Source organism: Gemmatimonadota bacterium (assembly GCA_009692115.1).
Classification (GTDB): domain Bacteria; phylum Gemmatimonadota; class Gemmatimonadetes; order Gemmatimonadales; family GWC2-71-9; genus SHZU01.
Genome location: SHZU01000003.1, coordinates 137,407 through 159,108 on the forward strand (window position 1 = coordinate 137,407; position 21,702 = coordinate 159,108).

Below are 21,702 nucleotides of genomic sequence, written 5' to 3' on the forward strand. Positions count from 1 at the left end.
ATGACGGAGCGGGTGGTGAGGAAACGGGTACGCCTTTGGCGGCATGGCCTTGCAGCCGTCGTGGTCATCGGGCTGGTTTCGGCCATGGCCCGCGGGGCCGTGGCCCAGGATCCGGCGGTGCCTGCCGCGCCGCCCTCGGTCGACAGCATTGCCGTCGAGGGCAATGCTCGGCTCCGGGCGGAGGAAATCATCAGCTTTACCGGTATCCAGCTGTTCCAACCCTTCAACTATCGAAGCATCCAACGGGCGATCACGGCGCTCTACGCGACCAGCCAGTTCGACGACGTGCAGGTAGATGGCAAAGAGCTTGACACCGGTGGGTACTTGCTGACGATCTTCGTCAAAGAGCGCCCGGTGCTGCAGCGGTGGAGCGTTCGGGGGGTCGAGAAGCTCGACGAGTCGAGTGTTCGCAAGAAAGTGGCGGTCCTCGAGGGGCGAGCGATCGACCGCGTGGCGGTGGCGCGATCGATGGCCGCCATCGACTCGTTGTACAAGAAGAAAGGCTACTTCGCGGCGGAAGTGTCCGTCGAGGAGACCACGCGCGACTCGGCCAATGCGGTCGAGGTCGCCTTCGTGGTCAAAGAAGGCGGCAGGGTTGCCATCAGCCAAGTGGTGATTGAAGGCAACGAGAAGTTCAAGGACCAAGCGGTCATCGGCGGGATGACTTCCAGGCCCGAGGGATTCTGGTGGTTCCGCAAGGGCGAGTACACCGAAGACAAGGTCGAGGACGACGTCCGGAACCGGATCCCGCAGTGGTATGCCGATCGCGGGCATGTCGATCTCCGGGTGCTTCGCGACACCCTGGTGACCGACAGTACGCCGGGGAAGGCGATCCTCAAGATCACCGTCGACGAGGGCAAGCCGTACGTGGTCGGGGCCTTCGATGTCGTCGGGAACCGTCGGTTTTCGGCCGATCAGTTGAGTCTGTTTTTTCCGTTCGGCCTTGCCGTCGTGGCGGGTAGCGGCACCGATGTCGGCGCCGCGTTCAGCAAGGCCGATTGGGAGACCGCCACGGGCAAGGTCCGCGATCTCTACTCGAACAACGGATACATCTCCTCGCAAGTCGAACCCGAGGAAGTCCGCCGAACCGGTGCCGACGGGAAGCCGCTGGTGGACCTCCGGTGGCGGATTTTTGAGGGGCAGCCTGCCACGATTAACAAGATCATCATTCTGGGCAATGATGTGACCCACGAACGGGTCATCCGCGAACAGATCGTGTTGGTGCCGGGGGCGACGTTCAACCGAGATCTGTTGATTCGGTCGTATCAGAACGTGTCGAACCTGAACTTCTTTGAGCAGCCGTTGCCGGCGCCCGACGTGCAGTCGGCCGAGAACGGGACCGACGTCGATGTGATTTTCCGAGTCACCGAGCGGAACACCGGCAACGTGAACTTCGGGGCTTCCGTCGGGCAGGGGGTGGGGGTCGGCGGTTTCTTGGGGCTCGAGGAGCCCAACCTGTTCGGCAAGGGAAAGCGCGGCAAGATCCAGTGGCAGTTTGGCCGGAACATCAACGATTTCAATCTCAGTTATTCGGATCCGGCCATTCGCGATAGCCGGATTTCAGGGACCCTCACGTTGTTCAACAGTCGCCAGCGCTATACGGTCGGTGACTTGGGCCGGATTCGTCGCGAAGGCGCCAACGTTCAACTCGGCTTTCCGCTCTTCGGGTCGCGCTACACCAGGGTGTTCGCGTCATACGGGTTCCAGCGGAACCGGTTTACCGATACGCCCGCCGACCTAGCCGACCGGTTCCGCTGTGATGAGAGTTGCAGCCGTTCCTCGTTAGGTCTGAGTTTGGTCCGCGATACCCGGGTCGGCCTGCCGTTCCCGGTGGGCGGGAGCTCGATCACGACCTCGGGGGAGTTCAACGGCGGATTTCTCGGCGGTAGCGGTCAGTATCAAAAAGTGGACCTCGAGGGGAACTGGTTTACCCCGCTCGGCCGGACCGGCGGAGACAACTTCGGCGGCGGGATCCAGTTTACCCTGGGGTTCAAAGCCAAGAGCGGCTTTGTCTTTGGTGAGGTTGGCCCGTTCTTCTACGAGCTGTATTCGCTGGGCGGCGTGCAGTACGGGATTCCGCTCCGTGGCTACGACGAGTTCTCGATTACGCCGCTTGGGTTTGATCCGACGGCCAGCGGCTCGCAGGTCCAGCCGGGCTCCTTCGGGAAGGCTTATGCCGCCTTTACGATCGAGGCCGGCGCCCGATTGAGCCAGCAGTTCTATGTCAACATCTTCTCGGACGCGGGCAACGTGTACGGCCGGGCCCGGCAATTCAATCCGACCCGTTTGTTCCGCAGCGTGGGTGCCGGGGTGGCGTTGATTTCGCCCCTCGGGCCCATCGGGATCGATCTAGGCTATGGCCTGGATCGGATCGATCAGACCGGTAAGCCCAAACCCGGCTGGCAGCTGCATTTCCGCTTGGGCAATTTCTTTTAACCCGCCGGCCTTCGGGACGACGGTCTTTTTGGAGGATACGATGTTGTCTGTTCGCAATGCCCTGGTGATGCTGGCGCTCACGCTCACGCTCACGATCACGATCGGAGCCGGATCCGCCGTGGCCCAGGCCACGCCCCTCAAGCCCCAGCCCCAGGCACCGCCACCGGCGGCGACCGGGAGCAAGATCGCGTTCATCAACGCTCAGGCGCTGCTCCGGGGTATGCCGGGCTATGCCCAAGCCGAGAGCACATGGACGAAGGACAACGAAACGGCCACCGGCGAAGCCCAGAAACTCCGGGCGGTGTTCGATTCGGCCGTCGCCCAGTATCAGCAGCAACAGGCGCTGATGACCCCGTCCGCGCGCACCACCCGGGAAAAGGCGTTGCAGGCGCAGGGCGATTCGCTGCAAGCCAAACTCCAGGGTCTGCAAGCCCGGGTTGGGAACAAGGAGCGGGAGTTGATGGGTCCGATCCAAGAGCGGCTCAAGTCGATTATCGACGGGATCAGGGCCGAAGGGAATTACCTGATGATTATCGACCTGTCGAGTGACGCGGCGGCGAGCGTGGTGTCGTACGACAAGTCCGCTGACATCACCCTTCGGGTTGCTCAACGGCTGGCGCAGGGGCAGTCGAACTAGGGTGCCCGATGCCGCGGTGGTCCTGACCGCGGCGGCCGTAGCCTCGTTGGTCGGTGGCCGCCTTGAGGGGGATGAGTCCGTCGAAATTCGCGCCGTGGGTCCGCTCGACCGGGCCCACGGCGGTGCGCTTTCATTCCTGACGTCAGCGAAGTATGCCGATCAGTTCGCGGCGTCGACCGCCGGCGTGGTGTTGGTCCCGATCGGATTTCACCAGCCCGCCACGGGGCCCGGCACCCGGATTGCCGTCGCCGACCCGCAGCGGGCCATGGCCATAGCGGTACGGGCTTTGTTTCCGGCCCCGCCACCGGCGCCGGGCATCGATCCGACCGCCTCACTCGGCCGGGGCGTCCGAGTGGCCCCCACGGCTTGGGTCGGACCGTACGCGATGCTCGGGGCCGGCGTCGAACTTGGGGACGGTGTCAGGGTGGGCGCCGGCGCCGTCCTCGAGGACGGCGTGATCGTCGGGCAGGGCTCGGTCATCGAGGCGCGGGTCGTCTGTCATGCCGGGGTGTCGATCGGTGAGCGTGTGGTCGTGAAGGCCGGGGCGGTGCTCGGCGGGGCCGGGTTCGGCTTCGTGTCGGATCGGGGCGGACATCAGCCGATTCCCCATGTGGGAGGCTGCCGGATTGGGAACGACGTTCAGATCGGAGCCAACAGCTGTATCGATCGAGGCAGCGTCGATGACACGGTCATCGGCGACGGCTCCAAGATCGACAACCTCGTGCATATTGGGCACAACTCCCGGTTAGGCAAGCGGTGCCTGGTGATGGGCGGCGTCGTGGTGGCCGGCAGTGCCCGGATCGGCGACGACGTGATCTTGGCCGGCCACAGCGCGGTCGGGGGTCATTTTACCGTCGGCGACCGGGCCCGGATCGGGGCCAAGGCGGGGGTGATTTCCGAGGTGCCGGCGGGGGCCGACGTCAGCGGGTTTCCGGCCCGTCCGCACCGCGAATTCCTGCGGGCGCAGGCCGCCTTGTACCGGCTCGCCCCGATTATCGATGAGTTGGAAACGCTCGTTCACGATCGGTCCTGAGACTATGTCGAGACGCACCCTGGCGGCACCCGTCGAGCTTTCCGGTACCGGCCTGCATACGGGCGTGGTCACCACCGTGCGGTGCCGTCCCGCCGCACCTGGCAGCGGCATCCGATTCCGCCGGGTCGATCTGGCCGGCGCGCCGGAATTCCTGGCCCGGGTCGATCAAGTGGACGCTACCGAGCGCCGCACGGCCATCGGGCATGGGGACCAGACCGTTCACACGGTCGAGCATCTCCTGGCGGCCGTCGCCGCGCTCGAAATTGACGACTTGGTTGTCGAGGTCAACGGGCCGGAAGCCCCGATCCTCGACGGGTCATTCTCCCCGTTTCTGGAGGCGCTCTTGGCCGGGGGCGTCGCGGTCCAGGAGGGTGAGCCGACCGTGTTCACCGTCGCCGCGCCGTTTACGCTGACGGTCGGCGAAGCGAACTACGTGGTGTCGCCGGCTAAGGGCCTTCGGGTCACGGCCACGATTGAGTGGGACCACCCGTCGATCGGGCGGCAGACGGCCTCTCACGACGTGACGCCCGATTCATTCCGGCGGGAATTGGCCCCCGCCCGCACCTTCGGCTTCGCCCACGAAGTCGACGCCCTGCGGGCCAAGGGACTGCTCAAAGGGGGGTCGATCGAGTCGGCGGTCGTGTTGTCCGCCGATGGGGTCGTCAACGGCCCGCTTCGGTGGCCCGATGAGTTCGTGCGGCACAAGATCGGCGATGTCATCGGCGACCTCGCCTTGACCGGCGGCCGGGTCCGGGCCCATGTCATTGCGACCCGACCCAGTCACGAGGGCAACGTGGCGTTGGCCAAGGTTCTGGTGCGGACGGCGGCGCAGGGCGGGGGACGGGTCCTCGATATCAGCCGGATTCTCTCGGTTATTCCCCACCGCTATCCGTTTCTCTTGGTCGATCGGATTCTCGAAATCGAACCGAAGAAACGGGTGGTGGGGATCAAGAACGTCACCATCAACGAGCCGTTTTTTCAAGGACATTTTCCCGGCCATCCGGTCATGCCGGGGGTGTTGATCGTCGAGTCGATGGCGCAGGTCGGCGGGATGCTGCTGATGGACGAATTCGACTCGCCCGGCGAGAAGGTCGTCTACTTCATGACCCTCGATAACATCAAGTTCCGCCGCCCGGTGGTGCCTGGTGATCAGATCCGGCAGGAGGTCGAAATGGTCCAACTCCGGGGGCGGACCTGCCGGCTCAAAGGGGTGGCCTACGTCGAGGGCAAAGTCGTGTGCGAGGCCGAGATGATGGCCATGGTGGTCGACAAATGACCCTGGCGCCGGCCGTGACGGCCATCCACCCGACCGCTGTGGTGGATCCCACGGCGGTGCTCGGTGAGGGCGTCGAGGTCGGGCCCTTCGCGATCGTCGGGCCGAGCGTCACGGTGGGTGATCGAAGCCGGATCGGACCGCGGGCCACGCTCGAACGGAATGTCAGGCTGGCGAGCGGCGTCGTCGTCGGGACCGGGTCGGTCGTCGGCGGCGATCCGCAGGATCTCAAGTTCAAGGGCGAGGAGACCTGGGTCGAGATTGGGGCGGACACGGTCATCCGAGAGTATTCGACGATCAACCGGGGGACGACCGCTTCGGGCGTCACCACCGTGGGGTCGCGGTGCTTTATCATGAGCTATGTCCATTTGGCGCACGATTGCCACGTCGGCGACCACGTCATCATCGCCAACGGCACCCAGCTGGCTGGGCATGTCACGGTCAACGACCGGGCGATCGTGTCCGGGCTGGTGGCCGTCCATCAGTTCGTGACCATCGGGGCTCTCGCGTTCGTCGGGGGTTGCTCCCGGGTCAATCAGGATATTCCGCCGTTCGTCAAGGCGGTCGGGAATCCAGTGGAACTCTATGGCCTCAATAGCGTCGGGTTGCAGCGGGCAGGCTTGGCGGAGGACACCGTTCGGGCGCTCAAGCGGGTCTACCGGCTGTTCTTCAACTCGGATTTGAACCTGTCGCAGGCGGCGGAGCGGGTCCGGGCGGAATACCCAGACCTCGCGGAGGTCCGCCAGTTCCTCGATTTCGTCGGCCGCTCCAATCGGGGCATCCCTTCCTGACATGAGCCGGATCCCCATTGGGGTGATCGGGGTCGGAGCGTTAGGCCGCCACCATGCGAGACATCTGGCCACGTCGACCGTGGCCCGACTGGTGGGCGTCCACGATCTGGATGCCGCCCGAGGCCGGGAGGTGGCCGACAGCGTCGGCACCCGGTTCTACCCTGACCTCGACGCCCTCCTCCAGGACACCGAGGCCGTCACGATCGCCGTTCCGACGCCGGTCCATGCCGCGGTGGGTCTCCGGGCGCTGGAGCGCGGCCAAGCGGTCCTGATGGAAAAGCCGCTCGCCGTCACGATCGCCGAAGCCGACGCCCTGATTGCTGCCGCGGCGCGACGTGGCGTGCCGCTTGTGGTGGGCCATGTCGAGCGATTCAATCGGGCCGTGCGGGCCGCGGCCCCGTATCTTGGCGACATCAAGTACTTCGAGAGCACCCGATTGGCCCCGTTCCAGGCCAGGGGTTCCGATGTCGCGGTCATCCTCGACTTGATGATCCACGACCTCGATTTGGTGCTGCACCTGACCCGTGGCGACCCGGTGTCCGATGTTCGGGCCAGCGGCGTCGCGGTGCTCAGCCCCCATATTGACGTGGCCAACGCCCGGGTCGAATTCCAGGGCGGTGGCGTGGCGAATATCACCGCCTCGCGAGTGGCGCGGGACCGGGTCCGCAAGCTCCGCCTGTTTCAGCCGAATGGGTATCTGTCCCTCGACCTGGCGGCGGGGACCGGTCTCTTCATGCGGCTCCGCGGGGATCGCCCCGCCGGCCCGGCCAGCAACCTCGAGGATGTCGCGGAGGTCGTGCCGCTCGAGGCGCCCGAAGGGGACGCGTTAGGCGCCGAGTTGGAGAGCTTCGTCCGGTTTCTCCGGGGCGACCCGAACCCGGTGGTGACCGCCCTCGAGGGGCGGGCGGCCTTGGCCTTGGCCCTCCAGGTCAGCGAAGCGGTCGCCGGCCGGTGACGCCGCGGGTCTTCATTTCCGCCGGGGAGCCGTCGGGCGACCTCCATGGGGCGCCGGTCGTGCAGGCCCTGCGGCGCCGGTTTCCCGGCGCGACCATCGAAGGATTCGGCGGGGCCAAGATGGCCGCGGCCGGGGCCACCATTCTTTGGCCCATGGACCGGTACACCGTCATCGGCTTCGTCGAGATTTTGGCCAAGATCCCAGCTCATGTCGCCCTCCTGCACGCCATGGCGCGGCGTTTCCGGACCGGGCAATACGATCTCGTGGTGCTGATCGATTATCCCGGATTCCACCTTCGGGTGGCGGAAGCTGCCAAGGCGGCGGGTGTCCCGGTCCTCTATTATGTCGTCCCCCAACTCTGGGCCTGGCGCCCGCAACGGGCCAAGCGGTTCCGGAAGGCCGTAGATCGCTTTGCCGTCATCTTTCCCTTTGAGGAGGCATTCTTCCGGGGATTGGGGCTCAAGGCGGACTACGTCGGGCATCCGCTGGTCGAAGCGGCGGTCCGGCCCGGTCGGGAGGAGGCGCGGGCCACGTTAGGCATACCACCCGGGGCCCGAGTCGTCGGCTTGTTTCCCGGGAGCCGGCCTCAGGAGGTCGACCGGCACTGGGCCGCCTTTCGGGATGCGGGCCGGTCGCTGATCGACGGGGGCTTTGCGGACCAGGGACTGGTGGCGGCGATTCCCCAGGGCCACTATCCCGACGCGGGGGTGCTCCGGTTGGCCCGCACCAATCCAGCGATGGTGCTCGCGGCCGTCGATGCGGTCATCGCCAAGTCGGGGACGACCACGCTGGAGGCGGCATTGACCGACACCCCGATGGTGGTGGCTTATCGGGTCCATCCGTTGACCGCTTGGTTTGCCCGTCGGGTGATGCGGGTCCAGTGGATCAGTCTGGTCAATCTGATCGTGGACGGACCGGTCGTGGAGGAACTCGTCCAGGAAGATGTCACGGCCGATCGGCTGGCCGGGGCGGTCCGCCGACTGTTAGATCGCGACCATCCGGACACCCGGGCCCAACTCCTCGGATTGGCCGAGGTCCGGAAACGGCTGGGCGGCGCCGGGGCGGCCGACCGGGTTGCGGCGATGGCCGCCGATCTGATCGGATGAAGTGGCCCCTCTCACCGAAGGCGACCGCGATCGCGGCAGGGACGCTGGTCTCGGCCGTGGCGGCGAGCTGGCGGGTCGAGGTGGCAGGGACGGAGTCCTACCGGACCGCCGCGCACGACGGGAGGGGCTTTCTGTTTCTCCTCTGGCACGAGGCGCTCCTGCCATTGCTGTGGCACCACCGACGGCAGGACATTGCGATCGTCGTCAGTGAGGCGCAGGATGGCCGCTACTTGGCCGAATACGCCGAACGGTTGGGGTATCGTTGTCTGCTTGGGTCGAGCACCCGGGGCGGGGCCCGGGCCCTGCTGGGCGCCGTCCGAGCCCTCGAGGCTGGTACCACCGTCGCCTTTACGCCCGATGGTCCCCGAGGGCCTCGTCGGGTGGTGAAGCCGGGTATCTTGGCCGCCGCCGCCCGGAGTGGCGCTTGGGTGCTGCCCATCCACGCGGAGGCCGATCGGTGCTGGCGGCTCCGGTCCTGGGACCGGTTCGTTGTGCCCCGGCCGTTCGCCCGGGTGCGGATCGGGTACGGTGACCCGTTTCAGGTCCGAGCCGGCTCGGATTTGGAGACGGCGGCGGTGGACGCTGCGTTTCGGCTTACCCTGGTGGAACAGGAGATCTCATGGCAGGACGGCGGGGCGACGGCCACCGGCTGATTCGTTGGCTCTGGACGAGTCGGCGGGTCGATGCCAAACTGGCGCGGGCCGGGTTGGCACCCCTGTCGGCTCTTTGGCGGTCTGCGGTTGCATTGCGAAACATTGGGTTTGACCGGGGTTGGCTCCCGGTTCGGAGCCTGCCGCTGCCATCGGTGGCGGTGGGCAACCTGACGGTCGGTGGTTCCGGGAAAACCCCGATCGCCGGTTGGATCGCGAAACACTTTCTAGTCCGGGGGGTAACGCCCGGCATCCTGCTCCGCGGCTACGGGCACGACGAAGTGCTGCTGCATGAGCGGAATGTGCCGGGGGCGGTGGTGGTGGCGAATCCCGATCGAGTCGCCGGAGGAGAGTTGGCGGAGGCCCGGGGTGCCCAGGTTCTGGTGATGGACGACGCCTTCCAACGCCGTGATGTCCGCCGCGACTTCAACCTGCTGCTGGTGGCGGCGGAGTCGGCCCGGGCGGTTCGATGGTGCTTGCCGGCGGGACCGTGGCGGGAGCCGATCGGATCGGCCCGCCGGGCGGAGGGGTTGATCGTGACCCGGAAACGTGCCGACCTGGCTGCGGCCTTGACGGTAGCCCGGGATCTGGCGCCGTTGATCGCGGGGCCGGTCAGCGTCGTGCACCTCGGCACAGCCCGGTACGTCGGGATGCTGAGTGGCAAGGCCTACGGGGCCGATGCTTTGTCGGGGCGACGGGTGGTGGCGGCGTCAGCCATCGCTGACCCGGAGGCGTTCGTGGCCCAGACGAAGGCCACGGGGGCTCAGGTGCAGGTCGCGACGTGGCGGGACCATCACGACTTTCGCGACGAGGACGTGGCCTGGCTGGCCCGGGCGGCTCGAAAGTCGGACTTTGTCGTCTTGACCGAGAAGGACGCGGTCAAGCTCAGGGACCGGTGGCCGGCCAGCATTCCGGAACCCTTGGTCGCCGATTTGGTGGTAACGTGGGAGGAAGGCGAGGCTGAGATCGTGGCCCGGCTCGACCGCCTCCACAGCCCCGGACAACTGGTGTAACTTTATCATCCTTCACGACTTGGAAGGGAGAAACTGGAGCGCGGATGACAGCCACAAGTGGGAATATCCGACCGGAGCGAGATACGCACCTCGGAGGGGAAAATCCCTTTGAATCGATGATGGCGCGGTTCGACATCGCGGCCAAGAAGCTGAACCTGGAGCACAACGTGTACAGTGTGCTGCGTCACCCGGAGAAGCAACTCATCGTGGCGTGCCCGATTCTCCGGGACAACGGCCAGGTTGAGGTGTTTACCGGCTACCGCGTTCTGTACAACACGGCCCGCGGGCCGGCCAAGGGCGGCATCCGGTTCGACATGGGGGTGACCCTCGACGAGGTCAAGGCCCTGGCGGCATGGATGACGTGGAAATGCGCCGTTGTCAACCTGCCATTCGGTGGCGCCAAGGGCGGCATCCTCTGCGATCCCTCGACGATGTCGATGGTGGAGCTCGAGCGGCTGACCCGCCGGTACACGTCGGGAATCATCGATTTTCTGGGCCCGGATTCGGACGTGCCGGCACCGGACGTCAACACCAACGAGCGGATAATGGCGTGGATCATGGACACCTACTCCATGCACAAGCGCCACACGGTGACGGCGGTGGTGACCGGGAAGCCCGTCGAGATGGGCGGGTCGTTAGGCCGGCGCGAGGCCACCGGCCGGGGGTGCATGCTCGTCACCCGCGAGGCCTTGAAGGGCCTCAATATGCCGATTGACCAGCGGACCCGGGTGGTCGTGCAAGGGTTCGGCAACGTGGGCTCGATCAGCGCCAAGCTGATGCAAGATCTCGGGCTCCGGATCGTCGCGGTGAGCGACAAAGACGGCGGCATCTACAACAAAGAGGGGTTCGACGTCAGCGACCTGATCGCTCACGTGAAGGAACACAAGTCGCTGAAGTCGTACCCGAGTGCCGATCGGATCACGAACGAGGAACTCCTCTCGCTCGACTGCGAGGTCCTGGTACCGGCGGCGCTTGAGAACGTGATTACCGACGACAACGCCGGAACGATCAAGGCCAAGATCATTTGCGAAGGGGCCAACGGCCCGACCTCGGCCACGGCCGACCAAATCCTGCAGGACAAGGGCATCTTGGTCATTCCCGACATCCTGGCCAACGCCGGCGGCGTCACGGTGAGTTACTTCGAATGGGTTCAGGACCGGGGCGGATACTTCTGGGACGAGGAGACCGTGAACACCCGGCTGGAACGGATCATGGTCGAGTCGTACAATGAAGTCGCCGGGATGGCGGCCACCCACGGCGTCAGTATGCGGATCGCGGCGTACATGGTCGCCATCGACCGGGTCGCGAAAGTTCACCGGCTCCGCGGCATGCATGCGTAGTGGCTGGTTGCCGTGATCACCACCCTGATCGCGGTTGGGAAGCTCCGGCCGTCGTTGCAGGAGGCGTGCGATGACTACCTCGCGCGCCTTCGCCGCTATGGCGATGTCGTGACCCGCGAGGTGCGGGAGGCACCGGCCAGCGCGTCGCCCCCCGAGCAGCGGCGGACGGAAGCGAAGCGACTGTTGGACAAGGTCCCCGAGCGCGCCGTCGTCATCGCGCTCGACCGCACCGGCACCGGATGGACCAGCGAAGGCCTGGCAAGCCATCTCGGTCGATGGCGGGAGGGGGCACGGCCGCTCGCCCTGGTCGTCGGCGGGTCAACCGGGCTTGATGCCACCGCGCTCGCCCGGGCGGATCACCGATGGAGCCTTGGGCCGCTGACCCTGCCGCATCAACTGGCCCGGCTGGTGGTGCTCGAACAGTGGTATCGTGCCTGGACGATTCTTCGTGGCGAACCGTATCACAAGTAGATCGGACCCGATGGGCGATTGGTTTCAAAAATGGTTTGGCGAGGAGTACCTTCAGCTCTACCCCCATCGGGACGGCCTCGATGCGGAGGAGATGGTGGCCCTGATCGAACGGACCCTTCCGGACCAGCCCCCGGGCCGGGTGTTGGACATCTGTTGCGGAGCCGGCCGCCATGCGCTCGCCTTTCGGGATCGCGGCTTTGGGCCGATCGGCGCCGACCTCTCGGCTCATTTGCTGGAGCGAGCCCGGGAGGTAGCCCATGTCCCGCTGGTGCGGGCCGATCTTCGGGCGTTGCCGTTTCGACCGGGTTCGGTCGGGCTTGTGGTCAATCTGTTTACCAGCTTCGGATACTTCGAGCATGATCGTGAGCATGTGGCCGCGCTGCGGGAGATGATCAAGCCCTTGCGTCAGGGAGGTTGGTTCGTCATCGACTACCTCAATACCACCCAGGTCATTGCGACGCTGACGAGCTGGGAGGAAACGACGTTGGGTGGCATGCCGGTGGTCATCGAACGATCGTTGAAGGACGGCGTCCGCTTTGTGATCAAGACGATTACGACCCCGGACGGTCGTCAGTTTCTCGAGCGAGTCCGGTTGTATCCGCCGGCCGAGTTGATCGCCATGATCGAGCAGGCCGGCGGCCGGGTCCGCCATCAGTTTGGGGACTATCACGGGGGGCCGCCGGGCCCCGACCGGCCCCGAGTCATTCTCTTCGCCCAGGCGGCGGCATGCTGAACTTCTTCGATACGCCGTTAGGCACCGCGCCGGCATGGCCCGAGCCGCGGCAGGGTGGCGTGGCCGCTGCGCTTCTCTCCGGATTCGTTGGTGGCACGGAGGCCGTCCGCGACAAGCTCCGCCATCCCGAGGTGTTGGTGGTGACCACGGGTCAACAGCCCGGCCTGTTTACCGGCCCGCTCTACACCATTCACAAGGCCCTGTCGGCTCGGGCGCTGGCGGTGTTGTTGGAGGAACGGTGGCACCGCCCGGTCGTCCCGGTGTTTTGGTTGGCCGGCGATGATCACGACTACCCGGAAGCCGCCGGGACCCATTGGTTCGGGCCGGACGGGGCCTTGGTCGCGGCGGCGCTCGACCCGCGGCCGGCGGAGGCGCCCCAGCGGCCGATGTTCCGGGAGCCGGTTCCGGCCAAGGCGGCGGAGCTCATGGCCGAAATGGTGGCGGCGCTTCCCCCGGGACTGGCCCGAGACCAGACCTCGGCGTGGTTGGCCCGCCACTACCGGCCTGACAGCACGCTCGCGGCGGCGTTCGGTGGGGCGTTGGCCGAGGTCCTCCGTCCCCTGGGAGTCATCTGCTTCGACCCGACGGGAGCTCCCGCCAAAGGCGCCGCGGTTCCAACCCTGGTGGCGGCCATCCATCGGGCGGAGGAGCTCGACCGTCTGCTGGTGGCCAAGGCCGCCGAGTTAGAAACTCGCGGTCAGACGGTGAGCGTCAAAGTCGGCGACGGCGCCACGCTGGCCTTTCTCGACGGGCCCGGTGGCCGCGACCGCCTCGTGCTCGATCCGGGCGGGTTTCGGACCCGGCGGGGCGGGGAGGTCGTGTCGGACCAAGATCTCGATCGAATCGCCCGCGAAGAGCCGATCCGGCTGTCGCCGAACGTCCTGCTCCGCCCGGTCATCGAGAGCGCCTTGTTGCCCACGGTCGGCCACATCGCCGGTCCCGGGGAGCTTCGGTATCTCGCCCTGGCCGGCGGGTTGTACGAAGCCCTGGGCGTCCCCAAGCCGGCCGCCATCCCGCGATGGTCCGGTGTGCTGGTCGAGCCGCGGGTCGAGCGGAGCCTCGAGAAATTCGGCACGACGGTCGCACTGGTCTCCGAGGCCGGAGCTGAGGTTGAGCGGCGGGTTCTTCGCGGGCTCGTTCCACCCGATTTCGACCCGGCGTTCGCCGACGCCAAACAAGCGATCGCCACGGCCTACGAACGAATCGTGGCCGTGGCGAGGGCCATCGACCCAACGCTCGAGCGGCCCGCGACCGCCAGCCGGGGTGGGGCGGAGAGCGGTTTGGCCGACCTCGAGAAGCGGCTCCTGCAGGCTCAAAAACGCCGGCAGGGCGAAGTCCTGGCGCAGTGGGAACGGGCGCGAACCGCCATTCGGCCGGCGGGAGCTCCCCAGGAGCGGATTGTGGGCCTTCCGGCCTTTGCCGGACGGTATGGTTTCGGTTTCTTGTCCGCGCTCGCGGACCATATCGTCACGTGGTACCGGCGCGCCCTTGAAGGTGGGGCGCCTCCCGCCTAGACTCGGACCCATGGTGTTTCTCGGACTGATGATCCTGGCGGCCCTCCTGATTCCCGTGGCGGTGGTGTTGGTCGACTCGCCAATCGGCAAGGCGCTCGCCCGTCGTCTCGAAGGACCAAACTACCCGCCACCCGACTTGGCCGCCCTGGCCAAGAAGGTCGAGGTGCTCGAAACCGAGGTCGATGATCTCGGCCGGTCCGTCGCGGCGCTTCGAGACGAGAACCAGTTTCTACAAAAGCTGATCGAGGCGGCGCCGAACCGATCCATCCTGCCACCCCGAACCGACTCCTGACCACCCAGCGCCGCGGTGCCGCGGCGGTGGTCGCGGCCGGGATCTTCGTGAGCCGCGTCGTTGGGTTGGTCCGCCAACGCGTCCTCAGTCACTACCTCGGCCAAAGCGCGGTCGCCGACGCGTTCAATGCGGCGTTCCGGATTCCTAATGTTCTCCAGAATCTCTTTGGGGAAGGGGCCCTCTCCGCCTCGTTCATTCCGGAGTATGTCAGGCTTCGATCGTCGGGCGATGAGGCGGGGGCCCGGCGGCTCGCGGGGGCCGTCGCCGGGTTGTTAGGCACCGTGGTGCTGGTGCTGGTGGCGGTCGGGGTCGCGGCCGCTCCCTGGTTGGTCGATATCCTGGCCCTGGGGTTTTCCGGGCCGACCAGGGAACTCACCGTGGCCCTGGTCCGGATCCTGTTCCCGGGCATCGGCCTTCTGGTCCTGTCGGCCTGGTGTCTCGGGATCCTCAACAGCCACCACCGGTTCTTTCTGTCCTATGCGGCGCCCGTGGTGTGGAGCCTTGCCATCATCGGGGCGGCCCTGGCGGCGGCCGGCGGTGCCCCTGAGCGGCTGGTGATCTGGGCGGCCTGGGGCGCGGTGGCGGGGAGCGCGCTCCAGCTGTTGGTGCAGTTGCCGACGGCCCTGCGATTGGCGGGCTCGGTTCGACCGAGCCTCGACCGGACGGCCCCCTCGGTTGGGGTCGTGCTCCGGAACTTTGGTCCCGCCTTCTTGAGTCGCGGCGTTGGCCAGATCAGCGCCTACTTCGATACCATCATCGGAAGCCTCTTGCCGGCGGGGGGGCTGACCGCGCTCACCAACGCCCAGGCTCTCTACACGCTCCCGATCAGTCTGTTCGGCATGTCGGTAGCCGCGTCCGAGCTGCCGGCCATGTCGGTGGCTGCCGGATCGTCGGTGCCCTCGGAGGCGCTCCGGGCCCGGATCATGGCGGGCACCGACCGGGTGGCGTTCTTCGTGATCCCAACGGTGTTCGCCTTTCTCTTCTTCGGACATTTGGTGGCAGGCTTGGTATTCCAAACTGGGCGATTCGGGGCGGAGGATGCCCGGTGGGTGTGGGGGACGCTGGCCGCCAGCTCGCTCGGGCTCTTGCCCCAAGCCTCCGGGCGGATCTTGAGCTCGGCCCACTACGCGTTAGGCGACACTCGGCGACCGCTTCGGTTTGCCGCGATTCGCCTCGCGGTTGGGGTCGTGATCGGGTATGCCGCTTCGCAGTTTGGCCCCGGACTCCTCGGCATTGACGATCGCTGGGGCACGGCGGGCCTCGGGCTGGCGGCGGCCATCGGCGGCACCCTCGAGTTTGGGCTGCTGCGCCGGTCGCTCGAGGGCACGATCGGATCGCTGGCGGTTGATCGGGTGGCCCATGCCAAACTCTGGGCCTCCGGTCTCGTGGCGACGGCCGTTGGCTGGCTGGTGGCCGTGGCGGTGCCACCCGGGGCCCCGTTTCGTACGGCCGCCCTGGTGCTCGGTGTTTTCGGTCTGACCTATCTCGGTGTCACGGCCGTCGTGGGCGTGGGGCGGGTCCGGGACTTCCTTGCCCGGATCCGCCGATGACCGGGCCGGACCATCTGCTCGAACGGAAGTTGGAGACCTTGCCGGACGGGCCCGGCGTGTACCTCTGGAAGGACCGGACCGGCCAGGTCCTTTATGTCGGCAAGGCCAAGAATCTCCGAAGCCGGGTCCGGAGCTACTTCCCATCCGATCATTCGGGAAGCCTCAAGAACCAGCTGCTGGTTCGCCAGATTGTCGATGTCGAGACCATCGTCGTGGCGAGTGAAACCCAGTCCTTGCTGCTCGAGAACAATCTGATCAAGGAGCACCAACCCCGCTTCAACGTCCGCCTCAAAGACGACAAGAGCTATCCGTCGATTGCCGTGACGATGAAAGAGCCGTTTCCAAGGGTTCTGGTGACCCGCCGCCGCGATCTGCCGGGTGCCCGCTACTTTGGCCCGTACACCGATGTGGCCGACATGCGGCGGAGTCTCGCTTTGATTCGGCGAATTTTTACAGTCCGGACCTGCAGCGACGACTTGCCGGCGTCCCGGCGTGAGCGACCCTGCCTCGACTATCACATCGGGCGCTGCAAGGCCCCGTGCGTCGCCCGGCAGGAGCAGGCGGACTATCGGTCCATGATTGACGAGGTGATCCGGTTTCTCGAGGGAAAGACCGGCGACGTCCGTTCACGGCTCCGGGACATGATGCTGGCCGCGAGCGGCGGCGAGGATTTCGAGCGGGCCTGCGATCTCCGCGATGCCTTGAAGTGGCTCGAACAGGTCGATGCTCCCGCGGCCGTGGATCTCCTTGCTGGCGGCGATGCCGATGTCGTGGGTTATGCCCGCGACGGTGACGACGTCGTCTGCGTACTGCTCCGGGTCCGGGACGGCCGGATGATTGCACGCGACCATCGGATCTTGGATAACCTCGAGGATGTCGCCGATGGTACCGTCCTCGAACACTTCCTCATCCGCTACTACTTGCACGCGGACGACCGGAGCCGGCGAGTCCAGATCCCGTTTCCGCCCACCGACTTCGACGCCGTGCAGGCGGTGTTTGCCGATGCAGAGTTCGCGACGCCGATCCGGGGCACCGGCAAACGATGGCTCGATCTCGCGGACCGGAACGCCCAGCACCTGCTCGAGAGCCTCAAGCTCGAGTCGTTCGAAACCGATGAGCGGTCCGACGATCCGGTGTATGCCCTCGGACGGGCGTTAGGCATGGCGACGGTACCCAGGACCTTGATTTGTGTCGACATCTCCACCAATCAAGGCCGGGACACCGTGGGGTCGTTGGTGTGGTTCGAAGCGGGGCGTCCTAAGAAAGCCGAGTACCGGAAGTTCAAGATCAAGGGGCCGGGCCAGCAGGATGACTTCGCCGCCATCCATGAGGTCGTGACCCGGTATTTCAGCCGCCGGGTGGAGGAGCAGCGGCCACTCCCGGATTTGGTGGTCATTGACGGCGGCAAGGGGCAACTCAGTTCGGCCCTCGACGCGATGTCGGCGCTCGGCCTGGCCGCGATTCCACTGATCGGACTCGCGAAGAAGGAAGAGGAGATCTTCGTCCCCGGCGCCGCCGAGTCGCTCCGCCTCTCTCGGCGGAGCACAGCCCTCAGACTGCTCCAGCGGGCCCGCGATGAAGCCCACCGGTTCGGGGTCACCTACAACCGGAAGCGGCGGACCGACCGGACCATCACCTCCGCGCTCCTGACCATTCCCGGCGTTGGGCCAAACCGGCGGCGGGCGCTGATCGAGCGGTTCGGGAGCCTCGCGGGCGTCAAGTCGGCCAACGCGGCCGAGATCAGTACCTTGGCGGGGTTCTCTACCAAGCTGGCCGAACGGATTCTCGAACATCTGAAGACCCCATCGACCTGAGCGGCTCTAATGCTTGATTGGCATCTCGAATGCTCGAAGTGCGGCGTCACTCGCGGCCCCGAAGGGCTGCCGAGCGTGTGCGACGCCTGCGGCAAGCCCTGGCTGGTCCGTTACCCCGAGCGGAGGCCCGCGCTGGCCGATCGGGATCATCCGACTGGTGGCCGCGGGATGTGGCGGTTCCGCGCCCTCTTGCCGGTGGCCGCGGGAGAGACCCCCCTGACGTTGGGGGAGGGAGATACCCCGCTCCTTCGGGTCGATCGGCTCGAGCGGGACCTCGGGTTTCGGAGCCTCTGGGTCAAGGACGAGGGCACCAATCCAACCGGCTCCTTCAAGGCCCGGGGGCTCTGTGCCGCCCTCCACCGAGCCACTCTGGCGGGTGCCTCCGCGTTCACCTTGCCGACCGCTGGGAATGCCGGGGTAGCCGCGGCGGCTTACGGGGCCCGGGCCCGCGTGGCGGTTCGGGTGTACGCACCCCGGACTACCCCGGCTCCGATCTTGACCCAAATCCGCGCGTTCGGTGCCGATCTCCAACTCCTCGACGGGCATATCGGCGATTGCGGCAAGGCCAGCCGGGCGTTTGCGGCAGAGTCGGGGGCGCTCGATCTCTCGACACTTCGAGAGCCATATCGGATCGAAGGCAAGAAGACGATGGGGCTCGAACTGGCGGAGCAGTTTGATTGGAAGCTACCCGATGTCATCATTTATCCGACCGGCGGCGGAACCGGCTTGATCGGGATGTGGAAAGTCTTCCAAGAAATGGCCGCCCTTGGCTGGGTGACTGGAACATTGCCGCGAATGTTCACCGTCCAGTCTGACGGATGCGCGCCGGTCGTTCGGGCCTTCACCACCGGTGCCGACGAATGTGTTGCCTGGGAAAACCCCTGGACCGTGGCCAGTGGCCTCCGGGTGCCTGGCCCCCTTGGTGATCGCCTGATGCTGGAGGCGCTCCGCCAGAGTGGTGGCGGGGCGGTTTCGGTCACCGACGAGGAGCTCGGCCGGGAGGCCGCCCGGGGCTCGAGCCGGGAGGGTATCGACTTCTCCCCCGAGGGCGGTGCCGCGCTGGCCGCCGCGGTCGAGCTCAAAGCCCAAGGCGTCATCCGGGCGGACGATCAGGTGCTGCTTTTCAATACCGGAGCCGGCTGGCTCTATCGGTAGGGCGGTTGCCGAGAGCCCGATCGGGGGCGATATTTGTAAGTCTATGTCGTCTCAACGGTTCGCCCTGATCGACCCGGCCGCTGGCATTAGCGGGGACATGCTGCTCGGCGCCTTGATCGAACTCGGTGCTTCGCCGGCGTGGCTCCAGGGCCTTCCGGCTCGGCTCGGGGTTACGGGTGTTGGGATCACCATCGACGCCGTCATGCGATGCGGGATGCAGTGCACCAAGGTGACCGTGACCGTCAATGGTGCAACCGAGGGGCCTGGAGACGTCATTGATGGGCAGCCAGCGAGCGGGCCTGAGCGCCCGGCCCATCACCACCACCATCCGCAGCACCCGCATGACGCCGGGCATCATCACGAAGCCGGCCACGACGCCCACCGGCATGTGGGCGAATTGCTCGAGATGATTGCCAGGGCGGAATTGTCCCCGGCTACCAAGCAAAGAGCCACCGAGGTTTTCCGGTTGTTGGCAGAGGCTGAGGGCCGGATTCATGGCGTTGCCGCGGAGTCGGTGGCCTTGCATGAGGTCGGGGCATTCGATGCCTTGGTCGACATCGTTGGCGTGGTCGAGGGGTTTGAGCAACTCGGGATCACCGACATTCGGACCCGCCCAGTGGCGCTCGGGAGTGGCTGGGTCCGGGCCGCTCACGGCCTGATGCCGGTGCCAACCCCAGCCACCGCGTTGCTGGTCGAGGGGCTGGCGGTGGCGCCGGATGGGCCGATTCAAGGCGAGGCCACCACCCCGACCGGCGCAGCCCTCCTCCGGGTCCTCGCCACGCCGGCGGCGCTCGGCGAATGGTCGACCGTCAAGACCGGTTGGGGGGCTGGGAGTCGAGACCCAGCGGGCTACGCCAACACGCTCCGAATCGTGATCGGAGAACCCGCCGATCGAGGGGCGGAAGATGTCGTGGTCATCGCCACTGACCTCGATGACCTGAGTCCCGAGTACCTCGAGCCACTCCGCAGCGCGCTGGTCGCGGCCGGGGCGATGGATGTCCAGACCTGGCCGATCCAGATGAAGAAGGGCCGCACCGGGTTTCGGGTGGAGGCGCTTACCCCGTCGGATCTGGTTGGCTCGGTTACGGGCGCGTTCTTTACCCACAGCCCGACGGCCGGAGTTCGCCGATGGACGGCGGCTCGTTCGACGCTCCGCCGGGATCATTGGGTGCTCCAAACCGGCGACGGCGAGCAGTTTCGGATCAAGACCATTCACGGGCCTGCCGGGGCCCAGCTTAAGCCGGAGTTCGACGACGTGGTTGCCGCGGCCGAACGGTCCGGACAACCGGCGTATCAGGTGTTCCGCAGAGTTCAAGCACAGGCCCTCCGGGCGGAGGAGTCTGCATTCGCCCCCACGAAGGAGTCACAACCATGAAGCGCATTTGGTCTGGGGTACTCGCGACCGCCATCGCGGGCACGGCGTACGCCCAGGGGCCGGTGTTGCAGCCCAAGCTCGCCGAACTGCAGGCTGCCAAGTTTTCGGTACCCCTCTGCCCGCTCAAGGCCCAGGGCAGTGTGCAAAAAGGCCTCGATGCCCTTCGCAAGGCCTACGATCCCAAGGCCGACCGAGCCGCCAAGCTCGCCGAGGCCAAGGATCTGATTCTTCAAGGCATCGCCAAGGAAGCTCAGGGCATCTCGGCGGCGGCTTGGTATTACCTCGCCCGCGTCTATCTGATGCAGGGCGACGTTGGCGGGGTCGACTCCACGCTGCGGAAGGCGCAGGAACTCCAACCCCAGTGCGAAATCGACATCGACCAGATTCGCCAGAACAACTGGGCCCAGTTGGCCAACGCCGGTCTCGAGATTCAAAAAGCCGGCAACATCGACGGTGCGATCGTCCTCTTCCGCGACGCCGACCGGCTCTTTTCGGGGATGCCCCATGTCGCGTCGAACCTCGGCGTGCTGTTTGCCAATGCCGGGAAAGACGACAGCGCGGTCGTCTACTTCGCCAAGGCCATGAAGATCGCGGCGGCCGGTGACACCTCGATGATTGGCGACCGGAATTCCAACGGGCTCAACCTGGCGCTGATGTATCAGCGACTGGACCGGCACACAGAAGCGGTGCCGGTCCTGCGGCAGTACTTGGAGTGGGAACCGAACAACATGGATGCGCGGAAGGCCCTGTCGCAGTCGTTGCGAGCCGCCGGGATGGCGGCCAGCGCCGATTCGCTCGAGAATGCCATGGTCGAGGAGATGTCGAAGCAGAATCTCGACTCGCTCGACACCCAGGACATTCTGGCCATTGGTGTTGCCGCGTTCAACGCGGAACGGTATGCCGATGCTGCGACCGCCTTCGATAAGGCCGTCTCCCGCAACCCGTACAGCCGGGATGCCGTCTACAACCTTGCCAACGCGTATCTGGCCCTCAAGGACCACGAGAACCTGGTCAAGACGGCCACGAAATTGATCGAGCTCGAGCCGATGAACGAGGACGTCTACCGGCTCCAGGGGCAGGGCTACAAAGGCTTGAAGAAGGACGCCGACGTCCTGAAAGCCGCCGAGAAATTGGTTGGCCTCCAAGTCACGATCGAGATGACCGGCTTCCAGCTCGGCCGCTCGAACGTCAAGCTCGAGGGCACCGCCACCGGGCGGGCGCCGACGGATGCCCAAGGGAAGACCATCAAGCCGGATTCCGTCTCCCTCGTCGTCGAGTTCGTCACCAGTGCCGGGACCGTGGTGGATACCAAGAACGTCGTCCTGCCGATTCTTCCGGCCGGGACCGTCCACAAGATCAGCGTCGATGCCAAGGGCGCTGATATTGCCGGCTGGCGGTATCGCAGCAAGTAGGGCACTTGCATGGCCCGGATGGCGGAACCATTATTCCGCCATCCTATGCGGGCGTAGCTCAGTTGGTAGAGCGTCAGCTTCCCAAGCTGAATGTCGCCGGTTCGAGCCCGGTCGCCCGCTCTCAAGCGAACAACGGCCGTCGCATCTATGCG

Annotated in this window: 19 protein-coding genes and 1 tRNA gene; all 20 read left to right on the plus strand. The window is 66.2% G+C overall.

The window, feature by feature from the left end; all coding sequences use genetic code 11:
• The 20 genes from bamA to EXR94_05030 all read left to right on the plus strand — a co-directional run bounded on the left by bamA (position 1) and on the right by EXR94_05030 (position 21,670).
• Positions 1-2,436: an outer membrane protein assembly factor BamA gene (gene bamA / locus EXR94_04935; GenBank protein MSR02072.1), complete on the plus strand. Its 2,436-nt coding sequence runs from the start codon at positions 1-3 to the stop codon at positions 2,434-2,436.
• Positions 2,357-3,073: an OmpH family outer membrane protein gene (locus EXR94_04940; protein MSR02073.1), complete on the plus strand. Its 717-nt coding sequence runs from the start codon at positions 2,357-2,359 to the stop codon at positions 3,071-3,073. Before bamA ends, EXR94_04940 begins: the two co-directional genes overlap by 80 nt.
• Complete coding sequence (gene lpxD / locus EXR94_04945; GenBank protein MSR02074.1) at positions 2,982-4,106, plus strand: UDP-3-O-(3-hydroxymyristoyl)glucosamine N-acyltransferase; 1,125 nt, start codon at positions 2,982-2,984, stop codon at positions 4,104-4,106. The genes EXR94_04940 and lpxD overlap by 92 nt, the downstream gene beginning before the upstream one ends.
• Entirely contained in the window at positions 4,072-5,382 is a 1,311-nt protein-coding gene (gene lpxC / locus EXR94_04950; GenBank protein MSR02075.1) for a UDP-3-O-[3-hydroxymyristoyl] N-acetylglucosamine deacetylase, read from the plus strand. Before lpxD ends, lpxC begins: the two co-directional genes overlap by 35 nt.
• A complete protein-coding gene (locus tag EXR94_04955) occupies positions 5,379-6,170 on the plus strand; it encodes an acyl-ACP--UDP-N-acetylglucosamine O-acyltransferase (GenBank protein MSR02076.1) in 792 nt (263 codons plus the stop codon). Before lpxC ends, EXR94_04955 begins: the two co-directional genes overlap by 4 nt.
• Position 6,171: 1 nt before the next feature.
• A complete protein-coding gene (locus EXR94_04960) occupies positions 6,172-7,125 on the plus strand; it encodes a Gfo/Idh/MocA family oxidoreductase (protein MSR02077.1) in 954 nt (317 codons plus the stop codon).
• Positions 6,777-8,231 (plus strand): lipid-A-disaccharide synthase, encoded by a 1,455-nt coding sequence (locus EXR94_04965; protein MSR02078.1) that lies wholly within the window; start codon positions 6,777-6,779, stop codon positions 8,229-8,231. The genes EXR94_04960 and EXR94_04965 overlap by 349 nt, the downstream gene beginning before the upstream one ends.
• A complete protein-coding gene (locus EXR94_04970; protein MSR02079.1) occupies positions 8,228-8,884 on the plus strand; it encodes a DUF374 domain-containing protein in 657 nt (218 codons plus the stop codon). The genes EXR94_04965 and EXR94_04970 overlap by 4 nt, the downstream gene beginning before the upstream one ends.
• A complete protein-coding gene (gene lpxK, locus EXR94_04975; GenBank protein MSR02080.1) occupies positions 8,851-9,894 on the plus strand; it encodes a tetraacyldisaccharide 4'-kinase in 1,044 nt (347 codons plus the stop codon). The genes EXR94_04970 and lpxK overlap by 34 nt, the downstream gene beginning before the upstream one ends.
• Positions 9,895-9,938: 44 nt before the next feature.
• Positions 9,939-11,234 carry a Glu/Leu/Phe/Val dehydrogenase gene (locus EXR94_04980; protein ID MSR02081.1) on the plus strand — a complete coding sequence of 432 codons (1,296 nt, stop codon included), beginning with the start codon at positions 9,939-9,941 and terminating at the stop codon, positions 11,232-11,234.
• A 3-nt stretch (positions 11,235-11,237) separates the two neighbouring features.
• Entirely contained in the window at positions 11,238-11,705 is a 468-nt protein-coding gene (locus EXR94_04985; protein MSR02082.1) for a 23S rRNA (pseudouridine(1915)-N(3))-methyltransferase RlmH, read from the plus strand.
• Positions 11,706-11,715: 10 nt separating this feature from the next.
• Positions 11,716-12,438 carry a class I SAM-dependent methyltransferase gene (locus EXR94_04990; GenBank protein MSR02083.1) on the plus strand — a complete coding sequence of 241 codons (723 nt, stop codon included), beginning with the start codon at positions 11,716-11,718 and terminating at the stop codon, positions 12,436-12,438.
• A complete protein-coding gene (gene bshC / locus EXR94_04995; protein MSR02084.1) occupies positions 12,432-13,952 on the plus strand; it encodes a bacillithiol biosynthesis cysteine-adding enzyme BshC in 1,521 nt (506 codons plus the stop codon). Before EXR94_04990 ends, bshC begins: the two co-directional genes overlap by 7 nt.
• A 10-nt stretch (positions 13,953-13,962) precedes the next feature.
• The gene (locus EXR94_05000; GenBank protein ID MSR02085.1) at positions 13,963-14,244 is read left to right on the plus strand and encodes a hypothetical protein; all 282 of its coding nucleotides are present in this window, start codon (positions 13,963-13,965) and stop codon (positions 14,242-14,244) included.
• Positions 14,245-14,270: 26 nt separating this feature from the next.
• A complete protein-coding gene (murJ, locus tag EXR94_05005) occupies positions 14,271-15,794 on the plus strand; it encodes a murein biosynthesis integral membrane protein MurJ (protein ID MSR02086.1) in 1,524 nt (507 codons plus the stop codon).
• Positions 15,791-17,608, plus strand: coding sequence for an excinuclease ABC subunit UvrC (uvrC, locus tag EXR94_05010; GenBank protein MSR02087.1), 1,818 nt, complete (start codon positions 15,791-15,793; stop codon positions 17,606-17,608). Before murJ ends, uvrC begins: the two co-directional genes overlap by 4 nt.
• Before the next feature lie 9 nt (positions 17,609-17,617).
• A complete protein-coding gene (locus tag EXR94_05015) occupies positions 17,618-18,763 on the plus strand; it encodes a threonine synthase (protein MSR02088.1) in 1,146 nt (381 codons plus the stop codon).
• 43 nt (positions 18,764-18,806) lie between these two features.
• On the plus strand, positions 18,807-20,138 hold the full coding sequence (larC, locus tag EXR94_05020) for a nickel pincer cofactor biosynthesis protein LarC (protein MSR02089.1): 1,332 nt from the start codon (positions 18,807-18,809) through the stop codon (positions 20,136-20,138).
• Complete coding sequence (locus tag EXR94_05025; GenBank protein MSR02090.1) at positions 20,135-21,550, plus strand: tetratricopeptide repeat protein; 1,416 nt, start codon at positions 20,135-20,137, stop codon at positions 21,548-21,550. The genes larC and EXR94_05025 overlap by 4 nt, the downstream gene beginning before the upstream one ends.
• A 47-nt stretch (positions 21,551-21,597) precedes the next feature.
• Positions 21,598-21,670: transfer RNA gene (locus EXR94_05030), tRNA-Gly, on the plus strand.
• Positions 21,671-21,702: the final 32 nt, after the last annotated feature.

Coding starts and splice junctions, on each gene's coding strand:
- EXR94_04940 (MSR02073.1), top strand. CDS start 2,357: ATGGCCTGGATCGGATCGATCAGACCGGTAAGCCCAAACCCGGCTGGC.
- EXR94_04990 (MSR02083.1), top strand. CDS start 11,716: ATGGGCGATTGGTTTCAAAAATGGTTTGGCGAGGAGTACCTTCAGCTC.
- EXR94_05000 (MSR02085.1), top strand. CDS start 13,963: ATGGTGTTTCTCGGACTGATGATCCTGGCGGCCCTCCTGATTCCCGTG.
- EXR94_04980 (MSR02081.1), top strand. CDS start 9,939: ATGACAGCCACAAGTGGGAATATCCGACCGGAGCGAGATACGCACCTC.
- EXR94_04960 (MSR02077.1), top strand. CDS start 6,172: ATGAGCCGGATCCCCATTGGGGTGATCGGGGTCGGAGCGTTAGGCCGC.
- uvrC (MSR02087.1), top strand. CDS start 15,791: ATGACCGGGCCGGACCATCTGCTCGAACGGAAGTTGGAGACCTTGCCG.
- EXR94_05015 (MSR02088.1), top strand. CDS start 17,618: ATGCTTGATTGGCATCTCGAATGCTCGAAGTGCGGCGTCACTCGCGGC.
- EXR94_04955 (MSR02076.1), top strand. CDS start 5,379: ATGACCCTGGCGCCGGCCGTGACGGCCATCCACCCGACCGCTGTGGTG.
- lpxK (MSR02080.1), top strand. CDS start 8,851: ATGGCAGGACGGCGGGGCGACGGCCACCGGCTGATTCGTTGGCTCTGG.
- bshC (MSR02084.1), top strand. CDS start 12,432: ATGCTGAACTTCTTCGATACGCCGTTAGGCACCGCGCCGGCATGGCCC.
- EXR94_04970 (MSR02079.1), top strand. CDS start 8,228: ATGAAGTGGCCCCTCTCACCGAAGGCGACCGCGATCGCGGCAGGGACG.
- EXR94_05025 (MSR02090.1), top strand. CDS start 20,135: ATGAAGCGCATTTGGTCTGGGGTACTCGCGACCGCCATCGCGGGCACG.
- larC (MSR02089.1), top strand. CDS start 18,807: ATGTCGTCTCAACGGTTCGCCCTGATCGACCCGGCCGCTGGCATTAGC.
- bamA (MSR02072.1), top strand. CDS start 1: ATGACGGAGCGGGTGGTGAGGAAACGGGTACGCCTTTGGCGGCATGGC.
- lpxC (MSR02075.1), top strand. CDS start 4,072: ATGAGTTGGAAACGCTCGTTCACGATCGGTCCTGAGACTATGTCGAGA.